At 69.2% G+C, this 17,132-nt stretch carries 20 protein-coding genes; 16 read left to right on the forward strand and 4 right to left on the reverse strand.

Annotated elements, in window-relative coordinates:
* Positions 1 to 50: 50 nt before the first annotated feature.
* From rplR to FQY64_RS06090, 13 genes are all read left to right on the forward strand, one after another.
* Positions 51 to 404, forward strand: coding sequence for a 50S ribosomal protein L18 (gene rplR, locus FQY64_RS06030; RefSeq protein ID WP_146472918.1), 354 nt, complete (start codon positions 51 to 53; stop codon positions 402 to 404).
* Positions 405 to 565: 161 nt separating this feature from the next.
* Entirely contained in the window at positions 566 to 1,105 is a 540-nt protein-coding gene (gene rpsE, locus FQY64_RS06035; RefSeq protein WP_146472920.1) for a 30S ribosomal protein S5, read from the forward strand.
* Positions 1,098 to 1,295, forward strand: coding sequence for a 50S ribosomal protein L30 (gene rpmD / locus FQY64_RS06040; protein ID WP_146472922.1), 198 nt, complete (start codon positions 1,098 to 1,100; stop codon positions 1,293 to 1,295). Before rpsE ends, rpmD begins: the two co-directional genes overlap by 8 nt.
* A gap of 5 nt (positions 1,296 to 1,300) precedes the next feature.
* Positions 1,301 to 1,738, forward strand: a complete 438-nt coding sequence (gene rplO, locus FQY64_RS06045; RefSeq protein WP_146472924.1) for a 50S ribosomal protein L15 — start codon at positions 1,301 to 1,303, stop codon at positions 1,736 to 1,738.
* 6 nt (positions 1,739 to 1,744) lie between these two features.
* Entirely contained in the window at positions 1,745 to 3,100 is a 1,356-nt protein-coding gene (gene secY, locus FQY64_RS06050; protein ID WP_146472926.1) for a preprotein translocase subunit SecY, read from the forward strand.
* A gap of 372 nt (positions 3,101 to 3,472) precedes the next feature.
* Positions 3,473 to 3,829 carry a 30S ribosomal protein S13 gene (rpsM, locus tag FQY64_RS06055; protein ID WP_146472928.1) on the forward strand — a complete coding sequence of 119 codons (357 nt, stop codon included), beginning with the start codon at positions 3,473 to 3,475 and terminating at the stop codon, positions 3,827 to 3,829.
* A gap of 12 nt (positions 3,830 to 3,841) precedes the next feature.
* Positions 3,842 to 4,237, forward strand: a complete 396-nt coding sequence (gene rpsK, locus FQY64_RS06060; protein WP_146472930.1) for a 30S ribosomal protein S11 — start codon at positions 3,842 to 3,844, stop codon at positions 4,235 to 4,237.
* Positions 4,238 to 4,251: 14 nt separating this feature from the next.
* A complete protein-coding gene (gene rpsD, locus FQY64_RS06065) occupies positions 4,252 to 4,881 on the forward strand; it encodes a 30S ribosomal protein S4 (RefSeq protein WP_146472932.1) in 630 nt (209 codons plus the stop codon).
* A 52-nt stretch (positions 4,882 to 4,933) separates the two neighbouring features.
* Positions 4,934 to 5,932, forward strand: a complete 999-nt coding sequence (locus FQY64_RS06070; RefSeq protein WP_146472934.1) for a DNA-directed RNA polymerase subunit alpha — start codon at positions 4,934 to 4,936, stop codon at positions 5,930 to 5,932.
* Positions 5,933 to 6,536: 604 nt separating this feature from the next.
* Positions 6,537 to 6,923, forward strand: a complete 387-nt coding sequence (gene rplQ / locus FQY64_RS06075; RefSeq protein WP_146472936.1) for a 50S ribosomal protein L17 — start codon at positions 6,537 to 6,539, stop codon at positions 6,921 to 6,923.
* Positions 6,924 to 7,030: 107 nt separating this feature from the next.
* The gene (locus tag FQY64_RS06080; protein ID WP_146472938.1) at positions 7,031 to 7,534 is read left to right on the forward strand and encodes a disulfide bond formation protein B; all 504 of its coding nucleotides are present in this window, start codon (positions 7,031 to 7,033) and stop codon (positions 7,532 to 7,534) included.
* 13 nt (positions 7,535 to 7,547) lie between these two features.
* On the forward strand, positions 7,548 to 8,924 hold the full coding sequence (locus FQY64_RS06085; RefSeq protein ID WP_146472940.1) for a class II 3-deoxy-7-phosphoheptulonate synthase: 1,377 nt from the start codon (positions 7,548 to 7,550) through the stop codon (positions 8,922 to 8,924).
* 179 nt (positions 8,925 to 9,103) lie between these two features.
* Positions 9,104 to 10,252, forward strand: coding sequence for a mechanosensitive ion channel family protein (locus tag FQY64_RS06090; RefSeq protein ID WP_146473002.1), 1,149 nt, complete (start codon positions 9,104 to 9,106; stop codon positions 10,250 to 10,252).
* Positions 10,253 to 10,516: 264 nt separating this feature from the next.
* Here FQY64_RS06090 and typA read toward each other — a convergent pair whose 3' ends face one another.
* Positions 10,517 to 12,361: a translational GTPase TypA gene (typA, locus tag FQY64_RS06095; protein ID WP_146472942.1), complete on the reverse strand. Its 1,845-nt coding sequence runs from the start codon at positions 12,359 to 12,361 to the stop codon at positions 10,517 to 10,519.
* Between the two features lie 132 nt (positions 12,362 to 12,493).
* Here typA and FQY64_RS06100 point away from each other — a divergent pair, with 132 nt between their 5' ends.
* Both FQY64_RS06100 and FQY64_RS06105 read left to right on the forward strand, forming a co-directional pair.
* Entirely contained in the window at positions 12,494 to 12,709 is a 216-nt protein-coding gene (locus FQY64_RS06100) for a hypothetical protein (RefSeq protein WP_146472944.1), read from the forward strand.
* 17 nt (positions 12,710 to 12,726) lie between these two features.
* Positions 12,727 to 13,221, forward strand: a complete 495-nt coding sequence (locus FQY64_RS06105) for a peptidylprolyl isomerase (RefSeq protein WP_146472946.1) — start codon at positions 12,727 to 12,729, stop codon at positions 13,219 to 13,221.
* A 55-nt stretch (positions 13,222 to 13,276) separates the two neighbouring features.
* Here the strand turns inward: FQY64_RS06105 and FQY64_RS06110 are convergent, their stop codons facing one another.
* The 3 genes from FQY64_RS06110 to FQY64_RS06120 are packed head-to-tail and all read right to left on the reverse strand — an operon-like array spanning position 13,277 to position 15,773.
* A complete protein-coding gene (locus tag FQY64_RS06110; RefSeq protein WP_146472948.1) occupies positions 13,277 to 13,861 on the reverse strand; it encodes a hypothetical protein in 585 nt (194 codons plus the stop codon).
* A complete protein-coding gene (locus tag FQY64_RS06115; RefSeq protein WP_146472950.1) occupies positions 13,858 to 15,021 on the reverse strand; it encodes a M48 family metallopeptidase in 1,164 nt (387 codons plus the stop codon). The genes FQY64_RS06110 and FQY64_RS06115 overlap by 4 nt, the downstream gene beginning before the upstream one ends.
* Entirely contained in the window at positions 15,018 to 15,773 is a 756-nt protein-coding gene (locus FQY64_RS06120; protein WP_146472952.1) for a hypothetical protein, read from the reverse strand. Before FQY64_RS06120 ends, FQY64_RS06115 begins: the two co-directional genes overlap by 4 nt.
* 112 nt (positions 15,774 to 15,885) lie before the next feature.
* Between FQY64_RS06120 and FQY64_RS06125 the strand changes: the two genes are divergently transcribed.
* The gene (locus FQY64_RS06125) at positions 15,886 to 17,091 is read left to right on the forward strand and encodes an aminotransferase class I/II-fold pyridoxal phosphate-dependent enzyme (protein ID WP_146472954.1); all 1,206 of its coding nucleotides are present in this window, start codon (positions 15,886 to 15,888) and stop codon (positions 17,089 to 17,091) included.
* The last annotated feature ends 41 nt before the right edge of the window (positions 17,092 to 17,132 follow it).

Below are 17,132 nucleotides of genomic sequence, written 5' to 3' on the forward strand. Positions count from 1 at the left end.
TGCATCCGGACCGCCGCGACGACCCGCTTCCGATCTGCGAGAACACGACCATGGAAAAGAAGACCGCCCGCCTGCGCCGCGCCAAGTCGACCCGTCTGCACATCCGCGAGCTGGGTGTGCCGCGTCTGTCGGTGCTGCGCACCGGCCAGCACCTGTACGCGCAGGTGTTCACCGCCGACGGCTCGCGCGTGATCGCCGCCGCTTCGACCACCCAGGCCGAGCTGCGCGAAGGCCTCAAGAGCGGCAAGAACCTCGAGGCCGCCGCCAAGGTCGGCCGCGCGATCGCCGAGAAGGCGAAGGCCGCCGGCGTCGAGAAGGTGGCGTTCGACCGCTCCGGCTACCGCTACCACGGCCGCATCAAGGCCCTGGCGGACGCCGCGCGCGAGGCCGGCCTGCAGTTCTGATGCTTGAACGGGCGGGGGTTCGCCCCCACCCGGGCATCCGTCGCCGACGCGACTGGCGTCGGGCGCCGCGAGAGGATTCCCTCTCGTCGCGATCCACCCGCAACACACCACAACCATAAGCGGCACCGCCGCAAGCATCCTCAACAGACAAGAGAATTCACATGGCGAACGAGCGTGAACCGCGGGGTCGTGATCGCGACCGCAACCGCGAGGAAATCGACGACGGCATGATCGAGAAGCTGATCGCGGTCAACCGCGTCAGCAAGACGGTCAAGGGCGGCCGCCAGTTCACCTTCACCGCGCTGACGGTGGTGGGCGATGGCAACGGCAAGGTCGGCTTCGGCTACGGCAAGGCGCGCGAAGTGCCGGTCGCGATCCAGAAGTCGATGGAGCATGCGCGCAAGAGCATGATCTACGTCGACCTCAACAACGGCACCCTGTGGCACTCGGTCAAGGCCGGCCACGGCGCGGCGCGCGTGTTCATGCAGCCGGCGTCCGAAGGTACCGGCGTGATCGCCGGCGGCGCGATGCGCGCGGTGCTGGAAGCGGTCGGCGTCAAGAACGTGCTCGCCAAGGCGATCGGTTCGCGCAACCCGATCAACCTGGTGCGCGCCACGCTCAAGGGCCTGGCCGACATGCGTTCGCCGCAGCGGATCGCGGCCAAGCGCGGCAAGAAGGTGGAGGAGCTGCTCAATGGCTAACAACAGCGCGAGCAACGGCACCATCAAGGTGCGTCTGGTGAAGGGCCTGCGCGGCACGCAGTCGCGCCACCGCCTGTCGGTGCGCGCGCTCGGCCTCAACAAGGTCAACGACGTCCGTGAGCTGAAGGACAGCCCGCAGGTGCGCGGCCTGATCAACCAGCTCCATTACCTCGTCCGCGTCGAGGAGTAAGGAACATGCGTCTCAACACTCTCAAGCCCGCCGAGGGCGCCCGCACCGAGCGCAAGCGCGTCGGCCGCGGCATCGGCTCCGGCCTCGGCAAGACCGCCGGCCGCGGTCACAAGGGTCAGTACGCGCGTTCGGGCAAGGGCAAGGTGAAGCCCGGCTTCGAAGGCGGCCAGATGCCGCTGCAGCGCCGTCTGCCCAAGGTCGGTTTCCGCTCGCTGACCGCGAAGGACACCGTCGAGGTGCTGCTGTACCAGCTCGACAAGCTGCAGGCGGGTGAGGTCGATTTCGCCGCGCTGCGCGCCGCCAAGCTGGTGCCGGCCAATGCGCGCAAGATCAAGATCGTCAAGAAGGGCGACGTCAGCAAGGCGTTCGTGCTGAAGGGCCTGACCGTGACCGCCGGTGCCAGGGCGGCCATCGAGGCCGCAGGCGGCCGGATCGAGGAGTAATCGCGCATGGCGCGAAACGCCAACGCGTTGGGCGGACTGGGTGGCGGGCTCGGCAAGTTCACCGAGCTCCGCCAGCGCCTGCTGTTCGTGCTCGGGGCGCTGATCGTCTACCGCATCGGCTGCTACGTGCCGGTGCCGGGCGTCAATCCCGAGGCGATGCTCCAGCTGATGGAGACGCAGGAAGGCACCATCGTGGACATGTTCAACATGTTCACCGGCGGCGCGCTGGAGCGCTTCAGCCTGTTCGCGCTCAACGTGATGCCCTACATCTCCTCCTCGATCATCGTCCAGTTGCTGGTGCAGATCGTGCCCAGCCTGAAGGCGATCCAGAAGGAGGGCGAGTCAGGGCGCAGGCGGATCAACCAGTGGTCGCGCATCGGCGCGATCCCGCTGGCGATCTTCCAGGCGTGGGGCATCGCCTCGGCGCTTCAGGCCAGCGGCGCCTCGCAGGGCATCCCGGTGGTCTACAGCCCGGGCATCGGCTTCCTGTTGACCGCGGTCATCGCGCTCACCGCCGGCACCATGTTCCTGATGTGGCTGGGCGAGCAGGTCACCGAGCGCGGCGTCGGCAACGGCGTGTCGCTGATCATCTTCGCGGGCATCGTGGCCGGACTGCCGTCGGCGGTGCTGACGATGTTCGAGAACGTCCGCAACGAGGACATCAACGTCCTGCAGGCGCTGCTGATCGCGGCGATCGTGCTCGGCTTCACCTACCTGGTGGTGTTCGTCGAGCGCGGCCAGCGACGGATCACGGTGAACTACGCCCGGCGCCAGGGCGGCCGCAACGCCTACCTGAACCAGTCGTCGTTCCTGCCGCTCAAGCTCAACATGGCGGGCGTGATCCCGGCGATCTTCGCCTCGAGCATCGTCATGTTTCCGGCGACCGCGGCGCAGTGGTTCGGGCAGGGGGGCGGCGACTCGTGGCTGCAGCGCGTCAGCCAGGCGTTGAGCCCGGGACAGCCGGTGCACATGATCCTGTACGGCGCGCTGATCGCGGGCTTCGCGTTCTTCTACACCGCGCTGGTGTTCAACTCGCAGGAAACCGCGGACAACCTGAAGAAGTCGGGTGCGCTGATCCCGGGCATCCGTCCGGGCAAGGCGACGGCGGACTACATCGACGGCGTGCTGACCCGGCTGACGGCCGCCGGTGCGCTGTACCTGGTGATCGTCTGCCTGCTGCCGGAAGTGATGCGGGCGGAGCTGAACACGCCGTTCTACTTCGGCGGCACCTCGCTGCTGATCGTGGTGGTCGTGGTGATGGACTTCATCGCCCAGATCCAGGCCCACCTGATGTCGCATCAGTACGAGAGCCTGCTGAAGAAGGCCAACCTCAAGGGCGGCCGTCCCGGATCGGGACGCTGACCCGGAGCCGGGCGCAGGCCCGGTGCGGTCATCGGCCCCGGGCATGCCGCCGGGGCCTCGCCGGCACCCCTCGGGTGACGGCATCCGGATCCGGGGTGAGGGCCCCGGATCCACACAGGGCGGCTCGCGCGGCGGTCTCGCGCGCGGGTGAGCCGGGCCGGTCCGCGCGCCAGAGTAGCGCGCGGCGTCGGACGAGGGGCCTCCCCCGCGTCCGGCAGCCCGGGCTCGTCGCCGGAGCATGGGCACACTCCCCATGCCGGGGTTCAGCGGCCACAGGCCGCGGGGCTTCCTAGGTAACCCGAGACCACGCTAGAATTTCGAGTTCCCTCAGCCGGGCAGCCCCCGGCCGACACTTTCGTTGGAGATCGCCACATGGCGCGTATTGCGGGCGTCAACCTGCCTGCCCAGAAGCACGTCTGGGTCGGGCTTCAGAGCATCTACGGCATCGGCCGTACCCGTTCCAAGCAGATCTGCGAGTCCGCCGGGGTCAACCCGTCGACCAAGATCCGCGACCTGTCCGAACCGGAGGTCGAGCGCCTCCGCGCCGAGGTCGGCAAGTTCACGGTCGAAGGCGACCTGCGCCGCGAGGTCGGCATGGCGATCAAGCGCCTGATGGACCTCGGTTGCTACCGCGGTCTGCGCCATCGTCGCGGCCTGCCGGTCCGCGGTCAGCGCACCCGCACCAACGCCCGCACCCGCAAGGGCCCGCGCAAGGCGATCAGGAAGTAAGGACGGACGATCATGGCCAAACCCGCCGCAGCTGCGAAGACGAAGAAGAAGATCAAGCGCGTCGTCACCGACGGCATCGCGCACGTCCACGCTTCGTTCAACAACACCATCGTCACCATCACCGATCGCCAGGGCAACGCGCTCTCGTGGGCGACCTCCGGCGGCGCCGGCTTCCGCGGTTCGCGCAAGTCGACCCCGTTCGCCGCCCAGGTGGCCGCCGAGAAGGCCGGCCGCGCCGCGCTCGACTACGGCGTCAAGACGCTCGAAGTGCGCATCAAGGGCCCGGGTCCGGGCCGCGAATCGGCCGTGCGTTCGCTGAACGCGGTCGGCTACAAGATCACCAACATCGTCGACGTCACGCCGATTCCGCACAACGGCTGCCGTCCGCCGAAGAAGCGCCGCGTCTGAGGAGCTGAAGAACCATGGCTCGTTACATTGGTCCCACCTGCAAGCTCGCGCGTCGCGAAGGCGTCGATCTCGGCCTGAAGTCGCCGGCGCGCGCGCTCGATTCCAAGTGCAAGCTGGAGCAGAAGCCCGGCCAGCACGGTCCCACGGCGCGCAAGGGCAAGCTGTCCGACTACGCCACCCAGTTGCGCGAGAAGCAGAAGGTCAAGCGCATCTACGGCCTGCTGGAGCGCCAGTTCCGCAACTACTACAAGAAGGCGTCGACCCGGAAGGGCAACACCGGCGAGAACCTCCTGCAACTGCTGGAAACCCGCCTGGACAACGTCGTCTACCGCATGGGCTTTGCGGTCACGCGCGCCTCGGCGCGCCAGCTGGTCAGCCACCGCGGCGTCACCGTGAACGGCAAGATCGTCAACCTGCCGTCGTACCAGGTGAAGGCCGGCGACACGATCGCGCTCGCCGAGCGCGCGCAGAAGCAGTTGCGCGTGCAGGAAGCGATCCAGGTCGCCTCGCAGATGGACCTCGTCCCCTCGTGGGTCGAGGTGGACGCGAAGAAGTTCGCCGGCGTGTTCAAGGCCGTGCCGGACCGCGCCGATCTGCCGGCCGACATCAACGAAGCGCTGATCGTCGAGCTGTACTCCAAGTAATCCATTGTCGCCGGCCGCCGCGGATGCGGCGGCCCGCAGGAGACCCAACCCCATGACGGTTACCGCCAACCAGGTTCTGCGCCCGCGTGGTCCCCAGATCGAACGCCTGAGCGGCAATCGCGCGAAGGTCGTGATCGAGCCGCTGGAACGCGGCTACGGGCACACGCTCGGCAACGCCCTGCGTCGCGTGCTGCTGTCGTCCATCCCCGGCTTTGCGATCACCGAGGTGGAAATCGACGGCGTGCTGCACGAGTACACCACGGTCGAGGGCCTGCAGGAGGACGTGCTCGAGGTTCTGCTGAACCTCAAGGATGTCGCCATCCGCATGCACACCGGCGACCAGTCCACGCTGAGCCTGTCCAAGCAGGGCCCGGGCGTGGTCACCGCCGGCGACATCAAGACCGACCACAACGTCGAGATCGTCAATCCCGAGCACGTGATCTGCCACCTGACCAAGGACACGGCGATCAACATGCGGCTGAAGATCGAGCGCGGCTACGGCTACCAGCCGGCCGCCGCGCGCCGCCGTCCCGACGAGGAGACCCGCGCGATCGGCCGCCTGCTGCTGGATGCGTCGTTCTCGCCGGTGCGCCGCGTCGCCTACGCGGTGGAAGCCGCGCGCGTCGAGCAGCGCACCGACCTCGACAAGCTGGTGCTGGACATCGAGACCAACGGCACCATCGATGCCGAGGAAGCGGTGCGCACCGCGGCGGACATCCTCACCGACCAGCTCTCGGTGTTCGGCGACTTCACCCACCGCGACCGTGGCGCCTCCAAGCCGCAGACGGCGGGTGTCGATCCGATCCTGCTGCGCCCGATCGACGATCTGGAGCTCACCGTGCGCTCGGCGAACTGCCTCAAGGCCGAGAGCATCTACTACATCGGCGATCTGGTGCAGAAGACCGAGGTCGAGCTGCTGAAGACGCCGAATCTCGGCAAGAAGTCGCTCACCGAGATCAAGGAAGTGCTCGCGCAGCGTGGCCTGTCGCTCGGCATGAAGCTCGAGAACTGGCCGCCGGCCGGCATCGCCAGCCACGGCATGATGGGGTGAAGCGCAGCGCTTGCGAGATGCCCAAAGGCATCTCGCGCTGCGCTGAACGCCCGGCCGCTAGGCCGGGCCGGGGCGCCAGGCTCCGGCACCAGCGGATCTGGCGATCCGACCCGCCGAACGCCCGCGCCGCTGGCGCGGGCCGGGCGGCAAGCTCCAGAGGTGTGGGGCCCGACACGCAGTAGAACGCCCGGCCGCAAGGCCGGGCCGGGGCGCCAGGCTCCGGCACCAGCGGACCTGGCGATCCGATCAGTCGAACGCCCGCGCCGCTGGCGCGGGCCGGGCGGCGCGGTCGCAGCGCTGACGGTGCGTCTTCGCAAGCGCGACCGGCCGCAAGGCCAGTGGACACCCGGCCGGTGATCGGCGGGTGCCCGGTGAAGTTTCGAGGCCTGCGCCGCGTGCGGCGCAAGGCCGGCGCCAGGCTCCGGCTGCGGCGCTGCCGTCGCCGCGCCGTCCCCGAGGGTGGCGCGGACGACCCGCCGACGGGCTCAGCCCGCGGCATGTCCGGTCACGGAGGGCCGGCGAGGACCACCCGCAGTCCGATGCTCCAACGCCACGATGGCGACAGCGAAGTCCAAGGTTTCAGCATTCAACAGGAATCCAAGCCATGCGCCACCAGAAAGCCGGACGCAAGTTCAGCCGCACCAGCGCCCATCGCGAAGCGATGTTCCGCAATATGGCCGCGTCCCTCATCAAGCACGAACTGATCCGCACCACCCTGCCGAAGGCCAAGGAGCTGCGCCGCGTCGCCGAGCCGCTCATCACGCTGGCCAAGCAGGATGGCGTGGCGAACCGCCGCCTCGCGTTCTCGCGTCTGCGCGACAAGCAGGCGGTCGGCAAGCTGTTCATGGAGCTGGGCCCGCGCTACCGCGAGCGTCCCGGCGGTTACCTCCGCATCCTGAAGTGCGGCTTCCGCGCCGGCGACAACGCGCCGATGGCGTACGTGGAGCTGGTGGACCGTCCGCAGACCGTGAGCGCCGACGTCGGCGAGTGATTCGGCCGACCTCGGTACGACGCGCGAAAGCCCCGGCCTGGTCCGGGGCTTTTGCTTTCCGCACCGCCGCTTGCGACGATGACGTTCCCCTCACATCCGTGTCCGCGATGCCTGCCAATCCCTTCCGCGCTTCGTTCCGCACCCAGTTCCTGCTCGGGTTCCTCGCCTGCGCCGGGCTGATGGGCTATGCGCTGTACGCGCAGCACGTGCAGGGTTTCGAGCCGTGCCCGCTGTGCATCTTCCAGCGCGTGGCCGTGATCGCGCTCGGCGTCGTGTTCCTGCTGGGCGCGCTGCATGGCCCGCGCGGTCGCGGCGGGCGCGCGGCGTGGGGCGTGCTCGCGCTGCTGGCGGCGGGGGCGGGGATCGCCGTCGCCGGGCGCCACGTCTGGCTGCAGAACCTGCCGCCCGATCAGGTGCCGGCATGCGGGCCGCCGTTCGAGTTCATGCGTGAAACGCTGCCGCTCGCGGAGCTGGTGTCGAAGGTGCTGCGCGGCAGCGGCGAATGCGCGAACATCGACTGGACGCTGCTCGGCCTGTCGATGCCGGCGTGGGTGCTGATCAGTTTCGTCGCACTCGCGCTGTGGGCCGGGTATGCCGCCTTCCGTCGCTGACCGCCGAGTGCCCATGAGTCCCATCGACCGTCGCCTGCACCCCGTCCGCCTGCCCGACGCCTGGGCGCCGGACTCCTGGCGTGCGCGGCCGGCGCGCCAGTTGCCGCAGTATCCCGATGCCGGCGCGCTGGAAGGCGTGCTGCGCGAGCTGCGCGCGCTGCCGCCGCTGGTGACGTCATGGGAAATCCTCGCGCTCAAACAGCAGCTCGCCGAGGCGCAGGAGGGCCGCCGCTTCCTGCTGCAGGGCGGCGACTGCGCCGAGAGCTTCGACGCCTGCACCTCGGAAGTCATCAGCAACCGGCTGAAGGTGCTGCTGCAGATGAGCCTGGTGCTGGTGCACGGCATGCGCAAGCCGGTCGTGCGGGTGGGGCGGTTCGCCGGGCAGTACGCCAAGCCGCGTTCGGCCGACAGCGAGACCATCGACGGCCTCACCCTGCCGAGCTACCGCGGCGACATGGTCAACGCGCCCGCGTTCACCGCGGAGGCGCGCACGCCCGATCCGCGGCGGATGGTGAAGGCGCATGCGCGTTCGGCGATGACGATGAACTTCGTGCGCGCGCTGATCGACGGCGGCTTCGCCGACCTGCATCACCCGGAATACTGGAATCTGAGCTGGGTCGGCCATTCGCCGCTGGCGGACGAGTACCGGCGGATGGTGGAAGCCATCGGCGATGCCGTGCGCTTCATGGAAACGCTCTCGGGCGAGGAGATCCACAACCTCAACCGGGTCGACTTCTACACCTCGCACGAGGCCCTGCTGCTGCCGTACGAGGAAGCGCTCACCCGGCAGGTGCCGCGCCACTGGGGCTGGTTCAACCTCAGCACCCATTTCCCGTGGATCGGCATGCGCACGGCCGACGTGGACGGCGCGCACGTGGAGTACTTCCGCGGCATCCGCAATCCGGTCGCGGTGAAGGTCGGGCCCTCGGTGGCGCCGGATGCGCTGCTGCGGCTGATCGACGTGCTCAATCCCGAGGACGAGCCGGGCCGACTGACGCTGATCCACCGCATGGGCGCGGCGCACATCGCCGAGCGGCTGCCGCCGCTGCTGGATGCGGTACGCCGCGACGGCCGACGCGTGCTGTGGGTGTGCGATCCCATGCACGGCAATACCGAAACCACGCGCAACGGTTACAAGACGCGCCGCTTCGCCAACATCGGCCGCGAACTGGAGCTGGCGTTCGAACTGCACGCGGCGGCCGGTACGCGCCTGGGCGGCGTGCATCTGGAGCTCACCGGCGAGGACGTCACCGAGTGCCTCGGCGGTGCGCGCGAGTTGACCGAGACCGATCTGGAACGCGCGTACTGCTCGACCGTCGATCCGCGCCTGAACTACGAGCAGGCGCTGGAAGTGGCGATGCTGATCGTGCGCAAGCACGGGGCGGGCTGAGGCCGGCGCGCAGCCGGCCCGGTGGGGGGCGGTCAGGGCTCATCGGTGGGGTCCGCTTCGCCGGCATGCCGCGGCTCGCCGCCGACGCGGCGCTTTCGCGCGCGCCGCATGCGCGCGGGCGAGCGCGCCTCACGCGCCTTGGCGCGACGTTCGCGCTGCGGCTGGACAATGCGGCGGCGATGGACATCTTCGCACCCGACTGGGACCAGATCGCCCGCTTCGCGATTCCGCTGGGACTGGCGCTCCTGCTCGGCCTGCTTGCGCGGCATCTGCTGCTGGCGATCGCGCGCCGCGTGCGCGGCGGCAAGACCCTGCGCGCCCTGCTGGTGCGCGCGATCAGCATTCCGGCGGCGTTCGCGCTGCCGCTGGTGTTCCTCGGCATGGCGCTGCGCTTCGTGCCGCTCGCGCCGCGCGGACTGGCCGCGCTCCAGCATGCGATCTGGATCGGGCTGATCGCCGCGCTGACCTGGCTGGCGGTGCGGCTGGTGAATGCCGCACAGCGGTGGGTGCTGCTGAAGCATCCCGTCGACGTGGAGGACAACCTCGCCGCGCGCCGCGTGCAGACCCAGACGCGCGTGCTCGCGCGCGTGGTGATGGGCGGCATCGTCGTGGTGGGCGCGGCGGCGGCGTTGATGACGTTTCCGGCCGTGCGCCAGGTCGGGGCCACCCTGCTGGCCTCGGCGGGCCTGGCCGGTCTGGTCGCGGGCATCGCGGCGCGCCCGGTGTTCGGAAACCTGATCGCCGGTCTGCAGATCGCGCTCACCCAGCCGATCCGGCTCGACGACGTCGTGATCGTCGACGGCCAGTGGGGGCGGATCGAGGAGATCACTTCGTCCTACGTGGTGGTCCGCATCTGGGACGAGCGGCGGATGATCGTGCCGCTGAGCTGGTTCATCGAGAACCCGTTCCAGAACTGGACCAGACGCACCGCGTGCCTGCTCGGCGAGGTGTTCCTGTGGCTGGACTACCGCACGCCGATGGAGCCGCTGCGCGCGCAACTGCAACGCATCTGCGAGAGCGATGCGCGCTGGGACGGCCGCGTGTGCATCGCCCAGATCACCGACACCGACAAGCACACGATGCAGGTACGCCTGCTGGTCAGCGCGCGCAACTCGGGCGATGCGTTCGATCTGCGCTGCGCGGTGCGCGAGCGGATGATCGACTTCCTGCAGCGCGAGCATCCCGAGGCGCTGCCGCGGCTGCGCGCCAGCGTGGCGCAGACCGAACGTCCCGAACGCCGCTGGCGGCTGCCGACGACCGCCGATCTGCCGAGCTCGCCGCGGGCCGAGGACGAGACGGTCACCGACACCGCGGAGCGGATGGGCTGAAGGCCGCCCTGGGCGCTCGATGGGGCGGAAACGGGCAGGGTTCCGACGCAGCACGAGCGCTTTGCGATCGGCGGCTTCGTTGACCCCCTCACCCCAACCTCTCCCCCACGTGGTGGGGGAGAGGGAATCACGCGGCGGTGGAGTTACATCGCAGTGCGAGCGCCATGCGATCGGCTTCGTTGGCCCTCTCACCCAAATCTCTCCGCCAGGGGGTGGGAGAGAGGGCGGTTGCGCTCCCGCCAGGGCGCCGCGAGAGGGCGCCTGTTACGCCGCGCGCGAGGCGCGCTTGCGGTCCACCTCGGCGCGCAGCTTCTTGCGCAGGCGGATCGACTTCGGCGTGACCTCGACCAGCTCGTCGTCGTCGATGAACTCCAGCGCCTGCTCCAGCGAGAACTTCAGCGGCGGTGTCAGCATCAGGTTGTCGTCCTTGCCGGCGGCGCGGAAGTTGGTGAGCTGCTTGGCGCGCAGGGCGTTGACGGTGAGATCGTTGTCCTTGCTGTGGATGCCGATGATCTGGCCTTCGTAGATCTCCTCGCCCGGCTCGATGAACAGCCGGCCGCGCTCCTGCAGCGCGAACTGCGCGTACGCGGTCGAGGTGCCGGTGTCGTTGGAGATCAGCACGCCGTTCTGGCGCTGGCCGATCGCGCCCTCGGCCTTCGGGCCGTAGTGGTCGAACACGTGGAACAGCAGGCCGGTGCCGGCGGTGAGCGTGCGGAACTCGGTCTGGAAGCCGATCAGGCCGCGCGCCGGGATGATGAACTCCATGCGCACGCGCCCTTTGCCGTCCGGCTCCATGTTGCGCAGGATCGCCTTGCGCTCGCCCAGGCGCGACATCACGCCGCCCTGGTACTGCTCCTCGAGGTCGACGACCAGTTGCTCGTACGGCTCCTGCGCCACGCCGTCGATCTCGCGCACGATCACTTCCGGGCGCGAGACCGCCAGCTCGTAGCCCTCGCGGCGCATCGTCTCGATCAGGATCGACAGGTGCAGCTCGCCGCGGCCGGAGACCTTGAACTTGTCGGCATCGGCGGTGTCCTCGACCTTCAGCGCGACATTGTGCTGCGTCTCGCGCAGCAGGCGGTCGCGCAACTGCCGGCTGGTGAGGAACTTGCCGCCGCTGCGCTCCTTGTGGCCGGCGAACGGCGAGTCGTTGACCTGGAAGGTCATCGAGATGGTCGGCTCGTCGACGGTGAGCACCGGCAGCGCCTCCGGCGCGCTCGGGTCGCACACGGTCTCGGAAATGCCGAGGCCCTCCACGCCGCTGATGGCGATGATGTCGCCGGCCTGCGCCTCCGGCACCTCGATGCGCTCCAGGCCCATGAAGCCGAGCACCTGCAGCACCTTGCCGCTGCGCGGCTTGCCGTCGCGGTCGATCACCGTCACCGGCATGTTGGTGCGGATCCTGCCGCGCTGGATGCGGCCGACGCCGATGATGCCGACATAGCTGTTGTAGTCGAGCGAGCTGATCCGCATCTGGAACGGGCCGTCCGGATCGACCGGCGGGGCGGGGACGTGCTTCACGATCGCCTCGAACAACGGCGTCATGTCGCCGCCGCGCACGTCCTCGGTCAGGCCGGCGTAGCCCTGCAGGCCGGAGGCGTACACCACCGGGAAGTCGAGCTGCTCGTCGGTGGCGCCGAGGCGGTCGAACAGGTCGAACGTCTGGTCCAGCACCCAGCTCGGCCGTGCGCCGGGACGGTCCACCTTGTTGATCACCACGATCGGCTTGAAGCCCATCGCGAACGCCTTCTGGGTGACGAAGCGCGTCTGCGGCATCGGGCCGTCCATCGCGTCGACCAGGATCAGCACCGAGTCGACCATCGACAGCACGCGCTCGACCTCGCCGCCGAAGTCGGCGTGGCCGGGGGTGTCGACGATGTTGATGCGCCACGTCTCGCCCTGCGGGTCGGTCCAGCGGATCGCGGTGTTCTTCGAGAGAATGGTGATGCCGCGTTCCTTCTCGAGATCGTTGCTGTCCATCACCCGTTCGGGCACCACGGCGCGCTCGCTCAACGTGCCCGACTGCTTGAGCAACTGGTCGACGAGGGTGGTCTTGCCATGGTCGACGTGGGCGACGATGGCGATGTTGCGCAGGCGTTCGATGGACATGGAAACGGGCGCCGCAAGGCGCCGGAGCTGGCGAGGGAAGCCGGCGATTATAGCCGTTCGGACGGCCGGGCCGGCGCCGCGGCGTTCAGGCGGGTTATCCTGCCGCTTCCGGAGGCATGGGAGGGGAGCCTCATGAGCGCCGCTCGACCCTGGAAACCCCCGCTGTGGCTGATCGCGCTGGACGGTGTCGGCGTGCTGCTGCTGGCGCTCGGGCTGCATGCCCACTACGCGCCCTCCACCGCGCTGGCGCCATACAGGCTGGGGTTGCTGGGGCTGGGCGGCGCGATGATGGTCGCAGGCGCGCTGTCCGCGATCATCCTCGTCCTTCGTCACCGCGCGCATCGCTGAACATCAGGAGCTCTACCATGTCCCTCATCGCTCATTTCGACACCGACCGCGGCGCGATCCGCGTCGAGCTCGCGGCCGAGCAGGCGCCGCTCACCGTCGCCAACTTCGTCAACCTGGCGCAGCGCGGGTTCTACGACGGCCTCACGTTCCATCGCGTCATTCCCGATTTCATGATCCAGGGCGGCTGCCCGCGCGGCACCGGCACCGGCGGTCCCGGTTACAAGTTCGAGGACGAAACCCGCAACGGCCTGAAGCACGAGCGCGGCGTGCTGTCGATGGCCAACGCCGGCCCCAACACCAACGGCAGCCAGTTCTTCATCACCCACGTCGCCTGTCCGTGGCTGGACGGCAAGCACACCGTGTTCGGCAAGGTGATCGAAGGACAGGAGGTGGTCGACAAGGTGCAGCAGGGCGACCACATCCGCAGCATCCGCATCGAGGGCGACGCCGCCCCCGTGCTGGCCGCCAGGGCCGACCGTGTGGCGGAATGGAACCGCGCGCTGGACGCCTGAGCGGGCGTGCGATCGCCCCGACGAAAGGCGCCTGCGGGCGCCTTTCTGCGTTCGATCAGCGGCCCGTGAAGCGCAGGCTGTCGAGCATCGCGTCGACCGCGGCGACGTCGCGAGCATGGTAGTACTCGCGCGGTGCCAGCCACACCAGCACGGTCAGCCGGCCTTCGCGCTCCGCGACCGCTGCGGTGCCGCGATAGATGAGGCCGTCCGGATTGGCGAGATCGAGGTCGAAACGCAGGCCCTCGACGTCGCCGAACCGATGCGGCCGCAGATTGCCGGCATCCACGCCGACCCAGCCCTGATCGGTCAGCCCGTCGACCACCAGCGCCTGCAGTTCGTCCAGCCGCATGCCGGCGCGGTACCACGGGCCGTCCGGCCGCGAGCGCCGCTCACGGGCGAGCTGGAACACGTGCTCGCCGGGTCTGACCTTCGAGTAGATCAGCAGGCGGTTCAACGGCGTGCCGTCGATCGTCCACAGCTCGCTGCGGTGTCCCTTGATGCGTGCCCAGTCCAGCGAGGTGTGCAGGCTCATGTCGAACACGGCGACGGTACCGGCCTTCTGCAGACGACCGCCGGGGCCGGATGCGCAACCGCCCAGCACCAGCAGGCCCAGGACGATCAACAGACGGAAGATGCTCATGGGGCGCTCTCCAGTTGCGTCAGGTAATGCCGCATGAGCGCGGCGTCGTCGGCATGCGGAGCCGCGTCGAGGTAGCGGCGCAGGGCCCGCGCCGCCTCGGCGTGTCGGCCGTGGTGCCGGAGTTGCAGGCCATGTTCGCGCCAAGCCTCCGGTGGCGGCCCGGGCAGAGCGACCGCTTCGGCATAGAGCGCGGCCGCCTTTTGCGCGTCGTCGCCTTTGTTGCGGCGGCGGAGGGCCTCCGCGAGATGGAAGGTGCAGAGCGCCGCGGACTCCGGCGGCGCGTCTTGCCGCAGTTCGGTGAGCGCCTGTACGGTGGTGTCGTAAGTGCGCCGCGAGAGCTCGCCTTGCAGCCAGTGTGGCAGGAAGGGGCGAATGGCGCCGCGATACGCATCGATGTTGCGCATCCCGTCGCCCGGATGCTGCGCGGCCGCCGTCCGGATGTCGGCGACACGCTCCTCGGTCTGCGGATGGCTGGCGAAGACGGCGCGATCCTTGTGGGTGCGGTCGGCGCGCTCCTCGCGTCGCAGGCGCTCCCATAGGCGAACGCCTGCCTGCGGGTCGTAGCCGGCGGCGACGGCTGCCAGCAAGCCGAGCCGGTCCGCCTCACGTTCGTTGTCGCGCGACTGCTTGAACAGACCGCCGACGCCCGCCAGCGCGGCGAGGTCGCCCGCAAGCGGCGCGCCAATGCCGAGCGTTACCAACCCGAACGTTGCCAGGAAGGCGGAGGTGCGCTTGGCCGAGTTCCAGCCCTCCAGCGAATGGCGGGCGCGGTAGTGGGCGAACTCGTGGCCGAGCACGAGGGCGAGTTCTGCTTCGTCGCGCATCCGCAGCAACGCGCCGGTGAATACGAGGGTGACGCCGTTGGGCGCCATCGACGCATTGAACACCGGAATATCGACGATGTAGAGCCGCAGGTCCTTGCAGTATTCGCCAGTCACCCTGCATAGCACGGTGCGCACGTAAGCATTGAGCGCGGGATCGCGCACGATCAGGGGCGACTGGCGGATGCGCTTCTCAGCCTGGTCCATGCCGTACCAGAGCTCGGCTTCGGTCGAACCCGGGGTAGGCCGTTCGCCAGGGCGCAGGGGCTCGAGCGCCTGCGCGCACACCGGACCCGCGCTGGCGAGCGCGATCCAAAGGACGGCGAGCAGGCGCTTCATAGCGGCAGCTTCTGCAGTACCTGCCGCACGGTCTTGCGCGCGCCGTCTTCGTCGCGCAGGTCGCCCGACTGGTTGGCGATCAGGTTGTACCAGACCACCTGGCCGCTGCGCAGGTCGACGATCGTCGCCACGCCGACTTGGAGGCCGCCACCGATGTCGAGCACGCCGCCCATCGCTGCCCCCAACAGCAGGCCGAACACACGCAGCGCCGTGCGGCCGCCGCTGGCGTAACTGTCGCGGACGTAAACGAACATCGCGTAGTCCGCGCCCGTGGCCTCGCGCAGCGTCGCTACGCCCGGGCCGAGACTCCAGTCCATACGGGCGCGTCCGCGCGGATCGCGCTTGGTCGCCAACTGGCTGCCCGGTTGCGAGTACTGGGTGATGCTGAGGGCGACCGCCTCGTTCAGGCGCACGATCTGACCGAGCGTGGAGGCCGGATCGAGGTCGTCCGGAATGTCGAAATCCGGCTGCAGCTGGAGCGACCGCCCCGCCAGCTCGCGGCGGAGTGCGGCGGGCAGCAGGCGGCGTGCGGTCTCCGACCAGTCCTTGCGGGGCTCATGCAGCCCGCCGGCGGTGACCAGCGACAGTTCGATGTCCGGTTCGACGAGGACCAGGCTGCCGTCGAGCCGGACGGACTGGCCGTTCGAGTCCCGGGCCACCTTGGGTCGCGTCAGCGCGTGTGCGGTGGACGCCAAAGCCAGGCTCAGCACGATGCCGGCAAGCAAGCCGGCGGCACGACCGCGGACGTTCATGGGCACCCCCTCGCTCCATCTGGTCTGCGTTCCGCAGGCGGAACTCCCGCCACGCCGCCCGCGGTCTCTCGCCCGTTACAATAACGGGTCTCCCCCACGGGTTAGAACTGCCATGCCCCAGCTCGCACGGCGCATCGGTCGCGCCAGGCCCAGCGCCATCATGCAGGTCGCCGAGAAGGCGAAGCGTCTGAAGGCCGAAGGCCGCGACATCATCAGCTTCTCGATCGGCGTTCCCAACTTCCTGCCCGGCGAGCACGTGTACGCCGCCGCGCGCGAGGCGCTCGCCCGCGACAGCGGCCAGTACGGCAGCAACCGCGGCGCCGACCTGCTGCTGGACGCCTTCCTCGAGCACATCGGCAAGCTGGGGCTGACCGGCTACGGGCGGGTCAACGTCGCCACCGGCATCGGCGCCAAGCACGTGATCTACAACCTCGCCGAGGCGCTGCTCGACGAAGGCGACACGATCGCGTTCCCGACCCCGTATTGGACCAGCTATCTCGACATCGCCGAGATCGTCAACGCGAAGATCGAGCTGCTGCCGTGCCCGCCGGAGCAGGACTACAAGCTCACGCCGGCGCAGCTCGATGCCGCGCTGGCATCGAAGCCGAAGGTGTTCCTGTTCAACAACCCGTCGAATCCCACCGGCATGGTGTACACGCGCGAGGAGATCGCCGCGCTCGCCGACGTGCTGGTCAGGCACCCGGACACCTGGGTGATCACCGACGACATCTACAACCGCATGGTGTTCGACGGCGTCGGCTACCACAACTTCGTGCAGGCGCGGTCCGAACTGCGCGATCGGGTGATCTTCATCGACTCGCTGTCGAAGACCTACGGCATGCCCGGCTGGCGCGTCGGCTTCATGGCCGGTCCGGAGGAGGTGGCGCAGGCGGTGGTGACGATGAACTCGAACCACATCACCAACATTCCGGAAATCACCACCGCCGCCGCGATCGCCGCGCTGACCGGCCCGCAGGACGTGCCGATGCAGAAGTGCGCCGAGTTCCAGGCCAAGCGCGACCAGGTGATGGCGGCGCTGGCGCAGATCCCGGGCATCCGCTGCCCGCGTCCGCAGGGCGCGTTCTACGTGTTCCCGGACATCAGCGTCGCGTACGGCAAAACCCACGCGCCGACCGGCCTTGCGCTCGCCAACGACGTCGATTTCTGCAACGCGCTGCTGGAAGCCAAGGGCGTGGCCTGCGTGCCCGGCTCCGCGTTCGGCGAACCGCGCGCGATGCGCATCAGCTACACCTGCCCGACGGCGCAGCTCGCACCGGGGCTGCAGCGCATCCAGGAATTCTTCGCCGAGTTGCAGTGATTCGGGATCCGTGATCGGGATCCGGCGGACGCCGGATCCCG

The organism is Vulcaniibacterium thermophilum (assembly GCF_007923255.1).
In the GTDB taxonomy this organism is placed as follows: domain Bacteria; phylum Pseudomonadota; class Gammaproteobacteria; order Xanthomonadales; family Xanthomonadaceae; genus Lysobacter_F; species Lysobacter_F thermophilum.

Coding starts and splice junctions, on each gene's coding strand:
- rplR (WP_146472918.1), top strand. CDS start 51: ATGGAAAAGAAGACCGCCCGCCTGCGCCGCGCCAAGTCGACCCGTCTG.
- rpsE (WP_146472920.1), top strand. CDS start 566: ATGGCGAACGAGCGTGAACCGCGGGGTCGTGATCGCGACCGCAACCGC.
- rpmD (WP_146472922.1), top strand. CDS start 1,098: ATGGCTAACAACAGCGCGAGCAACGGCACCATCAAGGTGCGTCTGGTG.
- rplO (WP_146472924.1), top strand. CDS start 1,301: ATGCGTCTCAACACTCTCAAGCCCGCCGAGGGCGCCCGCACCGAGCGC.
- secY (WP_146472926.1), top strand. CDS start 1,745: ATGGCGCGAAACGCCAACGCGTTGGGCGGACTGGGTGGCGGGCTCGGC.
- rpsM (WP_146472928.1), top strand. CDS start 3,473: ATGGCGCGTATTGCGGGCGTCAACCTGCCTGCCCAGAAGCACGTCTGG.
- rpsK (WP_146472930.1), top strand. CDS start 3,842: ATGGCCAAACCCGCCGCAGCTGCGAAGACGAAGAAGAAGATCAAGCGC.
- rpsD (WP_146472932.1), top strand. CDS start 4,252: ATGGCTCGTTACATTGGTCCCACCTGCAAGCTCGCGCGTCGCGAAGGC.
- FQY64_RS06070 (WP_146472934.1), top strand. CDS start 4,934: ATGACGGTTACCGCCAACCAGGTTCTGCGCCCGCGTGGTCCCCAGATC.
- rplQ (WP_146472936.1), top strand. CDS start 6,537: ATGCGCCACCAGAAAGCCGGACGCAAGTTCAGCCGCACCAGCGCCCAT.
- FQY64_RS06080 (WP_146472938.1), top strand. CDS start 7,031: ATGCCTGCCAATCCCTTCCGCGCTTCGTTCCGCACCCAGTTCCTGCTC.
- FQY64_RS06085 (WP_146472940.1), top strand. CDS start 7,548: ATGAGTCCCATCGACCGTCGCCTGCACCCCGTCCGCCTGCCCGACGCC.
- FQY64_RS06090 (WP_146473002.1), top strand. CDS start 9,104: ATGGACATCTTCGCACCCGACTGGGACCAGATCGCCCGCTTCGCGATT.
- typA (WP_146472942.1), bottom strand. CDS start 12,361: ATGTCCATCGAACGCCTGCGCAACATCGCCATCGTCGCCCACGTCGAC.
- FQY64_RS06100 (WP_146472944.1), top strand. CDS start 12,494: ATGAGCGCCGCTCGACCCTGGAAACCCCCGCTGTGGCTGATCGCGCTG.
- FQY64_RS06105 (WP_146472946.1), top strand. CDS start 12,727: ATGTCCCTCATCGCTCATTTCGACACCGACCGCGGCGCGATCCGCGTC.
- FQY64_RS06110 (WP_146472948.1), bottom strand. CDS start 13,861: ATGAGCATCTTCCGTCTGTTGATCGTCCTGGGCCTGCTGGTGCTGGGC.
- FQY64_RS06115 (WP_146472950.1), bottom strand. CDS start 15,021: ATGAAGCGCCTGCTCGCCGTCCTTTGGATCGCGCTCGCCAGCGCGGGT.
- FQY64_RS06120 (WP_146472952.1), bottom strand. CDS start 15,773: ATGAACGTCCGCGGTCGTGCCGCCGGCTTGCTTGCCGGCATCGTGCTG.
- FQY64_RS06125 (WP_146472954.1), top strand. CDS start 15,886: ATGCCCCAGCTCGCACGGCGCATCGGTCGCGCCAGGCCCAGCGCCATC.